Origin of the sequence: Pseudohalocynthiibacter sp. F2068, assembly GCF_023015645.1 — a bacterium.
GTDB classification, from domain to species: domain Bacteria; phylum Pseudomonadota; class Alphaproteobacteria; order Rhodobacterales; family Rhodobacteraceae; genus Pseudohalocynthiibacter; species Pseudohalocynthiibacter aestuariivivens.
The window spans coordinates 172545-187218 of sequence record NZ_JALKAK010000002.1; the positions used below are offsets into that span (position 1 = coordinate 172545).

Genomic DNA, 14674 nt, shown 5'->3' on the forward strand with positions numbered 1-14674 from the left:
GGTTTTTGACGGTTTTGCTTTAACACTCTTTAAGAGCGGCAGACATTTTTGCAGCCATAAAGTCGATGAACAGCCGTGTTTTCGGGTCCTGATGGCGGCGATGTGCGTAAAGGCAAACAAGCTGAACGGGCAAGGGCGGGGTGTCTTCGGCAACCGGGACTAACGCACCGGATCGCAGGTGTTCTGCAACCTCAAACATCGGTTTTAAAATGACACCCTGACCATCCAGTGCCCAGGCGGTCAGAACGTCACCATCATCGCTTTCAAACGGACCTTCGACGGCATAACGTTTGGGCCCGTCCTCTGTCATAAGCTCCCATTGAAACTCGGGCGCACCGGGGAATCTCAGAGCCAGGCAATCATGCTTTTTAGCAACAAGCTCTGCGCCGGACATCGGGTGCCCGCGACGGGAAATATAAGAAGGAGACGCACAAACGACACGTTCGCAGGTCGTTATCTTGCGCATTTTCAGGTTGCTGTCTTCTGGATTGCCAAGAAAAAATGCAACATCCAAACCTTCAGCCGTCAGGTCGATTTTGCGGTCCGACAACCGCAATCTAACGTCAACTTCAGGGTATTCCTTTTTAAAGCTGGGTAAGGTCGGCGCGACAAATCTTCGCCCAATGCCAAGTGGTGCCGCAACAAAAAGCGACCCGCGCGGATTATCCGTAATGTCGCTGACCCCCGCTTCCGCCGCCTCGACGGCTTCTATTACACGGCAAGCGCCTTCATAAAAAATTCGCCCTTGCTCCGTGGGCTGAAGCGATCTTGTTGTTCTGATAAACAGTCGAACGTCCAGATGGGATTCAAGCTGAGATATCCGCGAAGATGCAACCGCCGGGGAAATACGCTGGTCCCGCGCTGCTGCAGACATGCTTCCCAGTTCAAAAACACGTACAAAGGTGCGAATGTTGTCGAGATAAGACATGACGGACCCTCATCTTACGGTTTTATTTGAAAGTTCTTGGTTCATTTCGGTAATACAAGAAAAAGGGGTAATCGGCTAGCCTGTCGTCAAATCGGCTTAAGGGAAGAATACAATGCAGGATCTTGCAATAATGTGGGACTGGCTGGCATTCGCGGTAAGGTGGTTACACGTCATTACCGCGATCGCCTGGATCGGATCATCGTTCTATTTTATCGCGCTTGATCTGGGGCTGCGTAAAGCGCCAGACCTGCCCGCCGGTGCGCATGGCGAGGAATGGCAGGTTCACGGCGGCGGGTTCTACCATATTCGCAAATATCTGGTCGCACCTGAAGCGATGCCAGAGCATCTGACATGGTTTAAATGGGAAAGTTACGCAACGTGGCTTAGTGGTGTTGCCTTGCTGATGATCGTTTACTGGGCCGGGGCAGAGTTATTTCTGATTGATCCGAACAAAGCCGATCTTGCAGTCTGGCAGGCGATTTTGATTTCCGCCGGATCGCTGACAATTGGCTGGCTGGTTTACGACACGCTGTGCAAGTCGGGCTTGGGCGAGAAACCAACCTTTCTGATGGTGTTGCTGTTCATCTTGCTGGTGGCAATGGCCTGGGGCTACAATCAGGTCTTTTCAGGTCGGGCAATGATGCTTCACCTTGGTGCGTTTACCGCGACGATCATGACGGCGAATGTGTTCCTTATTATCATGCCGAACCAGCGTATCGTTGTAAAAGACTTGCAGGAAGGCCGGGTGCCGGATGCGAAATATGGCAAGATTGCCAAGCTACGTTCAACTCACAACAACTACCTGACATTGCCGGTGTTGTTTCTGATGCTGTCGAACCATTACCCGCTGGCATTTGCGACAGAATACAACTGGATCATCGCAGGTCTTGTGTTCCTGATGGGTGTCACGATCCGTCACTATTTCAACAGCGTGCACGCGAGGAAAGGTAACCCAACGTGGACATGGGCGCTAACGACTATTCTGTTCATCTTTATCATGTGGCTTTCAACGGCACCTCTGATGCAAGACACGCTGGAAGAATCCGAAGCGCGCCGGTTGAGCGAAACAGAGCAGGTTTTTGCAAACACCGCTGGTTTTGAAGACGTAACGAGTGTTGTTCTTGGCCGCTGTTCGATGTGTCATGCACGCGAGCCGTTTTGGGACGGGATTCATCGTGCCCCAAAAGGCATCCACCTTGAAACGCCTGCCGATATCGCGCGAAGTGCGCGTCAGATTTATCTGCAATCAGGGGTCACCCACGCCATGCCGCCTGCAAATGTGAGCTGGATGGAAGAAAGCGAACGGGCAACCATTGTACGATGGTACCGGGCCGCGGCAGAGGAGCTGCCGTTCAGGCTGGCCAGCGGAGACTGACATACTCGCCTCTTGCGCCCGGCCTGAAACTCGTCAGGATGCGGCCGAGTGGTTGAGGGAACGGCACGATGCCAGAAACGCATTGCATCCTGCAAATTTCAATAGAATTTCAGGACTTCCATGAGCGTTGAATTTCGCATTTGGCTTAGTGCAATCCTGACGCTTGTTCTGGGTGCTGGTGGGGCGGGTTTGTTCAACATCCTAGGTTTTCCAGCCGCGTTCCTGACCGGGCCAGCCTTGGTTGTGACATTTGCCAGCTTGTTAGGGTTGCCCGCTGTCGTGCCCAATTTGCTGCGCAATACCAGTTTTTTGGTTCTTGGGTTGGGAATTGGGGCCGGAGTGACGCCTGAAGTGCTGGAGACCGCCGCGCGCTGGCCTGTCAGTTTTGTTGCACTATTGATTACGTCAGTTGCCACAATCTATTTTTGCGCACTTGTTTTGCGCAGATCGTTCGGTTTCGACAGGGCGTCCGCGATGCTTGCTGCCATTCCGGGGTTGCTCAGCTATGTTCTGAGCCTCGGCACCGAAAAGAATGTGGATCTTGTTCGCGTCAGCGTGGTGCAAAGTTTACGGGTTTTGTTGCTGACGCTGCTGGTGCCGCTTGCGATGGGTTTGTTTGAGATCAAGACCCAGATGTTGCCGCGCGCCGCCACATTGATGACGCCTGAATTGTTGTTACTAGTCGGCGTCACAAGTGTTGTCGCTGGCTTTGTTTTGATCCGGCTGCGTGCCCCGGCTGCATTTTTTCTGGCTGGAATGGCTGTTTCCACAATCGGGCATCTGAGTGGACTGACACCAGGTCAACTGCCCCGCTGGATGACGTTGGTTGCGTTTGTTGTTGTTGGCTCACTTATCGGAAGCAGGTTTCGGGGGCAGACATTGGCAACACTTGGTGCGTCCTTTCTGGCGGGCGTCGGAAGCACGGCTGTTGCAATGCTAATTGCCGTTGCTGGCGCTGCATTTGCGTCTTGGATGATCGGGTTGCCTATGGCGCTGTTGGTCATTGCCTTTGCGCCCGGCGCGCTTGAGGTAATGATTGCGATGTCGGTTCAGATGGGTGTTGATTCCACGTTCGTCGCCGCGCATCACGTTGCGCGACTATTGATCCTTATCGCTGTTGTACCTTTGATGATGGCCAGAAAGCCGACCTCGGGTCAGGACCTGTAAACCTAAAAAGAAATTAGGTTAGCTACGCGGGACTTTCTGGTTATTCGCAACAATCGCCTATCGCGTCTCCTCGATAAACGGTTATCATCTCTCAAATGCTTGATATCCGTAGGGGTAATATGGAAAGAGGATCCTTTGATGATCCGTTTTACAAACGTTTGCTTACATTTCTTCACGCATCGAATAGTGAAACGGATAGAGACCGCGCTCTTGTTGCTGCTTCATTGATAGAAGAAATGCTTGATGAGGTTACGCGGGTTTCTGTTGGAAAATGCCGCCACGAAGAACCTTTTTGACAAGCCAAACGCCCCGTTTTGGTCATTCTCAGCAAAAGCCTCTGCAAGCCGCGCTCTCGAGTTGATTTCCTTTGCGGAATTTCGAGATGTTGAGTTAGTTTGAAATATCCGCAACGCTTTCGCACACAGTGTAATGTGTTCTTTTGATGATGAAAAAATCAGGAGTTGGGCGTCTGCGCTCGAGGTAGGGATGTCCGATCTCGATGCGTTGGAAAAGGGATATAAGTCCCGAGTGGATGCCCCTAAACAACGATTTGTAATGGTAACGACGAGCTTAGTCACCTCGCTTTATAACCGCGCCCACTATGTAAAGAGAGAAAGATTGATGGAACGCAACTGGCCGCAATAGTCGGAGAAACAGCGCCAACGAATAGCCAAATGGCCGCTCATAGCTGTCATCTGTCTCTTTCAATCAGTCTATAGGCTCTGACCCTAGGCTCTGACCAGAGTGTTCTCAGGGTCATAGAGGCAAGGCTGTGTCACTTTAGACGGGACAGCGGTGCCAATCACATCTACAAAAAGTTCGTTTCCTTCAACCGCAAATTCGGGCTCCACAAACCCCATTGCAATATTTTTGCCAATCCTGTGGCCCCAATCGGCCGAGGTGACAGTGCCAACGACTTTTCCATCTTTCAAGATACTGGCACCGGCATGCGCAGGGGCATGCGTGCAATTAAGAACCAATGAAACAAACAGGCGGCGGGGTTCGGATTTTATTGCTTCGACCAGCGCATCTTTGCCCAAAAACTCTGCCTTATCGAGTTTCACAAACCGGTCCAGCGCGGATTCAAACGGGTTATATTCGGTGATCAGATCGGACTTCCAATGACGGTAACCTTTTTCGAGCCGCATCGATTCAACGGCGCGGCTTCCGAACAACCGCATTCCATGCGCCTCGCCCGCCTGCCGCAACGCCAAATACGCGGCGTAGAGTTGATTGTTTGGAACGTGAATTTCATAAGCCAATTCGCCGGAGAAACTGACAGACATCACAATAGCCGGGGCGATACCGATGAATGCATCGCGAACTGACAGCCAAGGGAAGGCTTCGGATGACCAGTCTTCACGCGAAACCGAACTCAAAACATCACGCGCGCGCGGGCCTGCGAGAACCAAAATTGTGTGATCGTTCGTCAGGGATCGGACGCTGACGGACCCATCGTCTGGAAGATGCGAACGCAGCCAATCCATATCATGGAACTCAGCCGCAGCAGCAGAGCCATACCAGATACGCCCATCCGGCAGATTAGCAATCGTAGCTTCGCCTTTCACATTTCCTGTGTGGTTCAGGAGGTAACCCAAACCAACTTTTCCAGTCTTGCGGGTAACTCGCCCGCAGAACATTTTATCAAGCCAGTCCTTTGCGCTGACGCCTGAAATCTCATACCGGTTGAAACCATCTACTTCGGCCAGGCCGACGGCGTTTTGCACGGCGTCAACTTCTGCAGCGATAACATCAAAGGTTTCGTTGAACCGGAAGCTGTGGGTTTCGGTGAAATCCGGTGAAGGCTTTATGTACGCCATGCGTTCCCAGCCGTTCACAACATCAAACTTGGCCCCTTCAGCGACCAGAATTGGTGTCAGTGGCGTTGTCTTGGCTGGTCGACCTGCCGGGCGGTGTTCGTGCGGGAAATGAAAGCGGAATTCGTTTTGATAGTCTTCGATGGCTTTTAGCGCTGTCAGCTCCACGTTGCCGTGGCCCGCGAAACGACGTGGATCCAGACACCAGGTGTCATAACAAGCCTCGCCCTGCACGATCTGCTGTGCGAGCAGCCAGCCGTGACCACCGCCTTCGCCAAGCCCTGCACGCAGGCCGATAATGCAAAACGCGTTCCGCTTTCCGGGTATCCGCCCGACCAATGGCGCGCCGTCGATCGTGTATGTAATGGGTCCGTTAACAACCGTATGAATGCCAACATCCATCAATACAGGCATACGCTCAAAGGCCCCTTCCAGAACATCGGTGATCCGGTCCAGGTCATCCGGGCAAAGCGCGTTCACAAAGTTCGGGTCGATCCCGTCCATGCCCCATGTTTTGCAATCCTGCTCGTAAAATCCGACGAGCAGACCCTGCTTTTCCTGACGGCAGTAATAGTCGCTGATCGGGCAGCGGAGCAGCGGCATTCTGTGGCCAGCTTCAACAATTTGCTGGATTGGCTCGGTCAGCATGTACTGGTGTTCCATCGACATGACAGGGTGATGTACCCCCATCATCGCGCCAACCTCGTTCACGCGGTACCCACAGGCGTTTACGACGATTTCGCAATTGATGTCACCTTTTTCGGTGTGAACGGTCCAACTGTCGTCTTTTTGTTGGGTGAGGCCGGTAACGGGCGTGTTGCGATAAACCTCTGCCCCCGCTTTGCGCGCGCGCCGCGCCAGCGCCTGACACAACTGGGCCGGGTCAATATCGCCATCAAGCGGGTCCCACAGCCCGCCAAGCAGGTTTTCGGTTGAAATGAGCGGGTGCCGCCGCGCGCATTCTGCGGCATCAATTACCTCAAATTCCACTCCCATGCCTCGTGCCACGGAGGTGAAGTGGCGGTAACCTTCCAACTGTTCTTCGGTATTGGCAAGACGAATGCCACCGTCCGCATGGTGGTAGTTGATGGGATAGTCCGGATCTTCTGAAAGTTCCTTGTAAAGCGCGATGGAATGGCTTTTCAGGCCGACCATCGTCTGGTTCATGCCAAAGTTCGTGACCTGCGCTGCTGAATGCCAGGTCGTGCCGCTGGTCAATTCATTCCGCTCGACCAATACAACATCGCTCCAGCCTTCTTGGGTCAGATGATACAGAGTCGAACATCCGGCAATCCCGCCGCCAATAACCACTAACTTTGTTTGGCTCTTCATAACATTATCCGATCATTTTTCGCATAGGGAGACAAGCATTCGCATGGGTCAAGTTAAAGTCACGACCTTCCATTTTTTGAAATTGAAAGTGCGCTTTTAATAAATACCGATAGATTAAATTGCGCGCCCTATTGTGTTTGGGTCAACTGCGTCGAAAAATTGGAGCGAAACGAAGTGACTAGGGTAAAATCAAAACGACGCATGGGCGGACGAGCCGAAAGGGTTGCTGCGCGATCAGCGCCGCCGGTGATAAACCCGTGCCCGCCGGGGCAGGTTGGTGGGCAATATAGGCCGCTTAGCGAATCCGAAATTCGCGCGATTTACGGGACGGCTTTGCGATTGCTGGAAGATTTGGGAATGGGTGACGTTCCCGAAATTCTAGAGAAACAACTGATCGCCCATGGAGCAAAGAAAAATGATCGTGGACGTATCGTGTTTCCGGCATCCATGGTTGAGGGCATCATAACGAACGCGGCCATGATTTTTACGCTTCACGGGCGTGATCCGGCACGTTCAATCGAAGTTGGTGGTGACAAGGTGTATTTCGGAACCGGCGGTGCAGCGGTTCAGACACTTGACCTCGACATGCAGGTTTACCGGCCATCGACGCTGCGTGACCTTTATGACTTCACGCGATTGCAGGACACACTGACCAATGTCAGCTGGTTCACGCGCTGCTGTGTCGCGACCGACGTCCCCAGAGTGATCGATCTTGATGTAAACACGGCCTATGCCTTGCTGCGCGGTACAACGAAACCCGTGGCGACCTCTTTCACTGTTGCCGAAACCATTGCCCCGATTGTTAAGATGTTCGACATGGCGCTGGGTGCAGACGGGGCGTTTTCCAAGCGACCCTTCGTTAAGGCCCATATCAGCCCTGTGATTTCACCAATGCGCTTTGGCGAAGATGCGGTGGAGGTTGCGCTTGAATGCATGAAGCACAACATTCCGATTTCATGCATCACGGCGGCGCAATCCGGGGCAACGGCCCCGGCGACGCTTGCCGGATTTCTGGCGCAGTCACTGGCCGAAACGCTGGGCAGTCTGATCATGGTCAATGTGTTTGAGCCGGGCTACCCGATGGTGTTTTCGAACTGGCCCCTGGTGATTGACCTGCGCAGCGGCGCTTTCTGCGGCGGCGGTGGCGAAATTTCGGTACTAAATGCCGCGTCGGCGCAAATATCAAACTGGCTTGGTTTGCCATCGGGTGTAGCCAGTTCGATGACAGACGCCAAGGCGATTGATGCACAATATGGAATGGAAAAGGGAATTTCCGCGCTTGCTGCGGGGTTGGCGGGCGGCAATCTGATCTATGAAAGCTCTGGTATGACAGCGTCGCTGCTTGGCGTGTCCTTCGAGGCGTTTTTACTGGATGACGAAATGCATTCGCATATTTATCGGGTACTACGCGGTGTTGAGGTGAGTGACGAAACACTTGGCTATGACACAATTTGTGCGGCAGTGCTGGGCGTGGGGCATTTCCTGGGTGAGAAAAATACACTCGGTGCGATGGAGCGGGACTATTTCTATCCTAGTCTGGCTGATCGCGACGACCCTAGGACCTGGGCCGAAAAGGGCGGCACTGATGCATGGAGCAGGGCGCGGGAACGGGTGCGCGATATTTTGGCAAACCATGAGCCTGAATATGTTGAAGCGTCCGTCGACAGAGATATTCGCGAGGCCTTTAACATCCTTCTTTAATCAGGCAGCATCCGGAGGTTTTCGCCCAGCCAAGGCAGTTTCTTGTGGCCCGCGTCTATAATTTGAGTGTCAATTAACACCCTTAAGGTTGCCGCAATGTCAAAGCTTGCTGCATCTTGCCAGTCTTTCTGCGTAAACAGTGAAATGCGACGGGCAAAAGGTGTAAAGGGCAGGGGATGCACAGTCACATCCCTATGAAACCTTTGAGCGCGAAGATACCCCAGCGGCGTTGTGATCGCCCAGCCAAGGCCGCCAGCAACGAGCGCCATAAGGGCTTGCTGACTGCCGATTTCGTAACGCGCTGGTAGATCAAGTTTCAACCGGGACAGATGGGCATCTATCTGGCGCCTAATGATCATGTCACGTTCGTAACGGATCATCGGAAGGCTTGTCAGCGCTGTAAGTTCAATTTGAGCAGGCAACTCCATTGCGGCAGGGGCGACAAGCAAGAATGGATCACGCAGCAATGGGTGTTCCGTTACTTCGGCGGGTGGTTCACCCGTCGAAGCGGCGATCCCAAGATCAAGCTTGCGGTTTTTGAGCATTTGCAGAATCTCACGGCTTGGCGCGGTAATCAGACGAAAGTGGCATTTCGACAGATTCTGGGCGAGCGCAGTCACAAACTGCGGTGTTACATCATTTTCGAAATCGTCAATCATACCAAGTTGCAGATCGGCGAGATGCGACAGATCCAAGGCTGTCAGTTCGGTTTGCGCCTGACGTAGCTGGCTTAGCGCTTCTTTGGTCCGGGTAAGAAACCTGACTCCGGCTGGGGTCAATGTCATCGGACGTTTGCCGTGATTGAGAAGTTCGGCTCCAAGTCCGTCTTCCAAATTGCGAAGCTGCTGAGACACGGCGGGCTGGCTCATCCCCAAATGACGCGCACTGTCGGCGACAGAGCCCGTTCTGGCTAGCGTTTCAAAAACTTCGAGACCGCGCAATGTCAGAGGTTTCTGCTTCAAGCTCACAACTCCAGCGATACCCAAAGAACCAACGCATCTGCCTCGCTCAGGGAAATACAGCAATGTCCCATGCCGCTATCATAATAAACCGAGTCACCTTTGGTCAGGGTTAGTGGACGATAGTGCTCCGTATGTAATTCGAGCGTTCCTTCCAGAACATACATGAACTCTTCACCGCTATGACGAATCCACTCGTCATACTCTGTCATATCGCGGGCTTTGATGTGGCTGATGTAGGGGACCATGGCTTTGCTGGTGAGTTCCGTGCAGAGCAATTCATGATCATACGTTTTGGTGGATCGTGGCTCACCCTTTCCTTTGAAGGTCACATCACGCCGACCTGTCACACCCCGGTTTCGGGATTGAATGAATAGCTGCGGCGTCTGTAAGTCCAATGCTTGGGTGAGGCGGCGGATAATATCGAACCCGGCCTTGGTCTGATCATTTTCGATTTTCGACAGGGTTGATCGACCAATGCCGGCGCGCTGGGCTGTTTCCTCTAGCGTCCAGTTCTTTTTGCGCCGCGCTTCTCGGATCAGCTTTGCAAGAGAGGAGCTGTCTTGCGCCTCTGGTGGCAGACTTTCCGCTGTAAGCGGTTGAAGTTCTTCCATTTCAGCCATCAGGAACCTCCGTAGCCGCGTTCTTGCGGTCAACTTGGCGCGAATTTGGTCCTATCATCCACGCAAAGTTTACCAGTTCACAGCAAGAATCTGTTGATTTAGCGATATTATACGCATATTAGAGAAAAATGACACTAAAGGAAAATAGTTTCTTATAAGAAACATTGCCGAAAAGGGGGAATCAGACGTATGGTGAAATTTAACCTGCCCTTCGCGAAAAGCGTTACTGCCCAAGCTTCCCCTCATACTTGTTCAGCTGCCATCGAAACCTTTTTTAAACGGATTACGCATCATGTCTGACACAGAATCCACTGCTCCGCGCCGAACCCCGCTTTATGACCTGCACGTCGAACTTGGCGGTAAGATGGTTGATTTCGCCGGTTGGGAAATGCCGGTTCAGTATTCAGCTGGCATTATGGCAGAGCATGCACAATGCCGCGAAAAGGCCGGTGTCTTTGATGTGTCTCACATGGGGCAGGTCGAACTGCGTGGGGAAGGTGCTGCCCGGAAGCTTGAAAGCATCGTACCAGCTAGCATTGAACCCTTGGCTGAGGGCAAGGCGCGCTACACCTTTTTTACCAATCCCAAAGGCGGGATCATGGATGATCTGATCGTATCAAACGCAGGGGACCACCTATTTTTAGTGGTGAATGCTTCGATGCGGGATCAGGATATCGGTCATATGCGCGCCAATCTTGATGGGGTCGACATTGTGGAACTTACCGATCGCGCATTGGTGGCTGTGCAGGGCCCTAAGGCGGTCGAAGTTGTTGGTGCGTTGTGCCCAGACGCCATTGAGATGAAATTCATGGAAACGATCGTCGCGGATATTATGGGTGCTTCTTGTCGTATTTCCCGTTTGGGATATACCGGCGAAGATGGCTATGAAATCTCGATTCCCGACGAACATGCTGTTTCGATCACACGTGCCTTTCTGGCGCATGATGACTGCGATGTCGCGGGTCTCGGGGCGCGTGACAGCCTTCGGCTTGAGGCAGGTTTGTGTCTCTATGGAAATGACATCGACAATGACACCTCGCCAATTGAAGCGCAGTTGAACTGGGCAATCCAGAAACGCCGTCGCGAAGAGGGTGGCTTTCCAGGCGCAGACCGGATTTTGCGCGAATTGGCTGATGGGCCGTCGCGAAAATTGGTCGGAATTAAACCACAAGGTCGTGCGCCAGCACGACAAGGCGTTGAAATCCAGGATACTGACGGTAATACTCTTGGTCATATCACATCTGGCGGGTTTGGGCCTACGGTCCAAGGCCCGGTTTCGATGGGGTATGTCGCGGTGAACCATGCCAATGTTGGCGAAGTGGTAAACCTAATCGTGCGTGGCAAGGCCCTGCCCGCAGAAATAATCGCTCTGCCTTTCGTGCAGCAAAACTACAAACGCTAACCGGAGCTTCTAACATGACCACCTATTATTCCGAAGACCACGAATGGATCACCGTTGACGGCGATACCGCAACCATTGGCATTACCGCGCACGCTGCAGACCAACTTGGCGAAGTTGTTTTCATTGAGCTGAAAGATGTAGAGGACGAATTTGAAAAAGGCGACGAAATTGGCGTGATTGAATCCGTCAAAGCCGCTTCAGAAATTTATGCGCCTGTAGATTGTGAAATCATCGAAGCCAACAATATGTTGGAAGGCGCGCCTGGTAGCATGAACGAATTCGCTGAAACTGACGCCTGGATTTACAAAATCAAAATCACGGACGCCAAGCAGCTTGAAGACCTGCTGGACGAAGAAGGTTACAAAGCGTTTATCGGCTAGGGGGCCCGCAAATGGGATTTAAACTCACGGACTACGAGGCCTATGATTTTGCCAACAGGCGCCACATAGGTCCAACGACACGCGAAATGGCGGATATGCTCAAGGTGATCGGTTTTAAAAAACTTGATGAGCTGATTGATGATACCGTCCCCGAGGCGATCCGGCAAAAAACGCCGCTCGACTGGGGTCCGGCGATGACAGAGCGCGACGCGCTGTATCATATGAAAGAGGTCGCTAAAAAGAACAAGGTTCTGACTTCGCTGATTGGTCAGGGCTATTACGGCACCACGACTCCGCCTGTTATCTTGCGCAATATTCTGGAGAATCCCGCTTGGTATACGGCCTATACACCGTATCAACCTGAAATCTCGCAAGGCCGATTGGAAGCGTTGCTAAACTTCCAGACTATGGTCAGCGATTTGACCGGGCTCGATATTGCGAATGCGTCTCTGCTGGATGAATCCACTGCTGCGGCCGAAGCAATGACGATGGCGAAACGGTCAGCGAAATCAAAATCTGACATTTTCTTTGTAGATGAAAACTGCCACCCACAAAACATCGCTGTTATTCAGACTCGTGCAGAGCCTCTTGGCATCGAAGTGATCGTTGGCGCACCGGATGATCTGGTCGCCGAAGATGTTTTTGGTGCTATATTTCAGTATCCTGGTACGTATGGCCATGTACGCGATTTTACGGATCTGATCGAAAATCTGCATGATGCCAAAGCGCTTGCAGTGGTTGCCGCTGATCCTCTGGCGCTGGCTTTGTTGAAGTCACCCGGTGAAATGGGCGCTGATATTGCGATCGGGTCTACGCAGCGTTTTGGTGTGCCACTGGGATACGGCGGCCCACACGCTGCCTATATGGCAACACGCGATGCGTTCAAACGGTCTATGCCCGGGCGGATTATCGGCGTGTCGATCGATAGCCACGGCAACAAGGCCTACCGTTTGGCATTGCAGACCCGTGAACAGCATATCCGTCGCGAAAAAGCCAATTCGAACGTCTGTACGGCGCAGGCACTGCTTGCGGTTATCGCATCCATGTATGCGGTCTATCATGGCCCGGATGGGATTAAGGCGATCGCACAATCTGTTCATCGGAAAACTGCGCGTTTGGCGAAGGGCCTTGAAAGCCTTGGCTACAAGGTTGAGCCCGAAGTTTTCTTTGACACCATAACGGTCAATGTTGGCCCGCTTCAGGGCGTTGTCATGAATGCCGCTGTCACGGGCGGCATCAACCTTCGTAAGATTGACGATGACCGTGTCGGTATCAGTCTTGATGAACAGACACGTCCGGAAACAATCGAAGCAGTCTGGCGCGCCTTTGGTGGCGATATGGAAGACGACAGCGAGAAAAATCGCGAGTATCGTCTGCCCGAAGCGAACTTGCGAGACAGCGAGTTTCTGACACATCCGATTTTTCATCTCAATCGAGCTGAGGCAGAGATTACACGGTATATGCGTCGACTGGCAGACCGCGACCTTGCGTTGGATCGTGCAATGATCCCGCTTGGGTCTTGCACCATGAAGCTGAACGCGACGATTGAAATGATTCCGGTCACATGGCCCGAGTTCAGCAATCTGCATCCTTTTGTTCCGGCTGACCAGGCCGAGGGCTACACGCAGATGATTGACGATCTGAACGATAAACTCTGCCAGATCACCGGGTATGACGCTATATCTCAGCAGCCAAACTCCGGAGCTCAGGGCGAATATGCCGGATTGCTAACAATTCGCGGCTATCATGCTTCACGCGGGGAAGGGCATCGCAATATCTGCCTGATTCCGACCTCGGCACATGGAACGAACCCTGCTTCGGCTCAAATGGTTGGCTGGAAGGTTGTGCCGGTTCGTGCGGATGAAAACGGCAATATCGATGTTGCTGATTTCCGTGAAAAGGCCGAAACACATAGCGAGAATCTGGCAGCCTGCATGATTACCTATCCTTCGACACATGGCGTGTTCGAGGAAACGGTGAACGAGGTTTGCGAAGTAACGCACAAGCACGGCGGGCAGGTTTACATTGATGGTGCGAATATGAACGCCATGGTGGGCCTTTCGCGTCCCGGTGACATTGGAGGTGACGTCAGCCACCTGAACCTGCATAAAACCTTTTGCATTCCACACGGTGGTGGTGGCCCTGGTATGGGGCCAATTGGTGTGAAAGCGCATCTGGCACCTTACCTGCCAGGCCATCCTGAGCGTGCGCATGTAATGGGCCCTGTTTCATCGGCACCCTTCGGCTCGCCATCAATTCTTCCAGTGAGTTGGGCTTATTGCCTGCTGATGGGGGGGGCTGGTCTCACGCAAGCAACCAAAGTGGCGATCCTGAATGCCAATTACATCGCGGCACGGCTAAAGGGCGCGTTCGATACGCTGTATACGTCAGATCACGGGCGTGTCGCACACGAGTGTATTCTTGACACACGCCCGGTCGCCGAAAGTGCTGGTGTGACTGTTGACGATATCGCCAAGCGCTTGATTGATAACGGCTTTCATGCCCCAACGATGAGCTGGCCTGTCGCCGGAACCCTGATGGTTGAGCCGACAGAATCTGAGCCCAAGGCCGAGATTGACCGTTTTTGCGAGGCGATGCTGTCCATCCGGGCAGAGGCAAAGGATATAGCGGATGGTAAAATCGATGCGGAAAATAACCCATTGAAGAACGCCCCGCACACTGTTGCAGACCTCGTGGGTGACTGGGACCGTCCCTACACCAGAAAAGAGGCTTGCTATCCGCCGGGTGCTTTTGCCGTTGATAAATACTGGCCGCCGGTCAACCGGGTTGATAACGCATATGGCGATAGAAATCTCGTATGCACCTGCCCACCGATGAGCGATTACGTCGACGAATAAATGAACGTTTTCCGGCGGTGGCACCAGTTGCCGTCGGAAAGACCATGCAACGCCTCTGGCCAAGCCCTCCGGTTTCATTTAGCTGCTACTTTCAGCGCGAAATTGGTGCTGCTGGCAAAAAATGAGAGGCCC

The 14674-nt window shown here is 52.9% G+C and carries 10 protein-coding genes; 6 read left to right on the forward strand and 4 right to left on the reverse strand.

Going from position 1 to position 14674, the window contains the following annotated elements; all coding sequences use genetic code 11:
- Positions 1–19: 19 nt before the first annotated feature.
- Positions 20–928 (reverse strand): LysR family transcriptional regulator, encoded by a 909-nt coding sequence (locus tag MWU63_RS03185; RefSeq protein ID WP_213887356.1) that lies wholly within the window; start codon positions 926–928, stop codon positions 20–22.
- Positions 929–1040: 112 nt separating this feature from the next.
- Here MWU63_RS03185 and MWU63_RS03190 point away from each other — a divergent pair, with 112 nt between their 5' ends.
- Positions 1041–2303 (forward strand): urate hydroxylase PuuD, encoded by a 1263-nt coding sequence (locus tag MWU63_RS03190; protein WP_213887357.1) that lies wholly within the window; start codon positions 1041–1043, stop codon positions 2301–2303.
- Positions 2304–2423: 120 nt separating this feature from the next.
- Entirely contained in the window at positions 2424–3470 is a 1047-nt protein-coding gene (locus MWU63_RS03195) for an AbrB family transcriptional regulator (protein ID WP_213887358.1), read from the forward strand.
- 728 nt (positions 3471–4198) lie between these two features.
- On the opposite strand, the gene MWU63_RS03200 is transcribed toward MWU63_RS03195, so the two are convergent.
- A complete protein-coding gene (locus MWU63_RS03200) occupies positions 4199–6619 on the reverse strand; it encodes an FAD-dependent oxidoreductase (protein ID WP_247076950.1) in 2421 nt (806 codons plus the stop codon).
- Between the two features lie 201 nt (positions 6620–6820).
- Here MWU63_RS03200 and MWU63_RS03205 point away from each other — a divergent pair, with 201 nt between their 5' ends.
- Positions 6821–8320 carry a trimethylamine methyltransferase family protein gene (locus MWU63_RS03205; protein ID WP_213887761.1) on the forward strand — a complete coding sequence of 500 codons (1500 nt, stop codon included), beginning with the start codon at positions 6821–6823 and terminating at the stop codon, positions 8318–8320.
- Here the strand turns inward: MWU63_RS03205 and MWU63_RS03210 are convergent.
- Positions 8317–9288 carry a LysR family transcriptional regulator gene (locus MWU63_RS03210; protein WP_343229436.1) on the reverse strand — a complete coding sequence of 324 codons (972 nt, stop codon included), beginning with the start codon at positions 9286–9288 and terminating at the stop codon, positions 8317–8319. The genes MWU63_RS03205 and MWU63_RS03210 overlap by 4 nt on opposite strands.
- A complete protein-coding gene (locus MWU63_RS03215; protein WP_246531562.1) occupies positions 9285–9902 on the reverse strand; it encodes an XRE family transcriptional regulator in 618 nt (205 codons plus the stop codon). The genes MWU63_RS03210 and MWU63_RS03215 overlap by 4 nt, the downstream gene beginning before the upstream one ends.
- 292 nt (positions 9903–10194) lie before the next feature.
- Here MWU63_RS03215 and gcvT point away from each other — a divergent pair, with 292 nt between their 5' ends.
- The 3 genes from gcvT to gcvP are packed head-to-tail and all read left to right on the forward strand — an operon-like array spanning position 10195 to position 14542.
- Positions 10195–11304, forward strand: a complete 1110-nt coding sequence (gcvT, locus tag MWU63_RS03220; protein ID WP_247076952.1) for a glycine cleavage system aminomethyltransferase GcvT — start codon at positions 10195–10197, stop codon at positions 11302–11304.
- Between the two features lie 14 nt (positions 11305–11318).
- On the forward strand, positions 11319–11684 hold the full coding sequence (gene gcvH, locus MWU63_RS03225) for a glycine cleavage system protein GcvH (RefSeq protein ID WP_213887363.1): 366 nt from the start codon (positions 11319–11321) through the stop codon (positions 11682–11684).
- An 11-nt stretch (positions 11685–11695) separates the two neighbouring features.
- Positions 11696–14542, forward strand: a complete 2847-nt coding sequence (gene gcvP / locus MWU63_RS03230; protein WP_213887364.1) for an aminomethyl-transferring glycine dehydrogenase — start codon at positions 11696–11698, stop codon at positions 14540–14542.
- Positions 14543–14674: the final 132 nt, after the last annotated feature.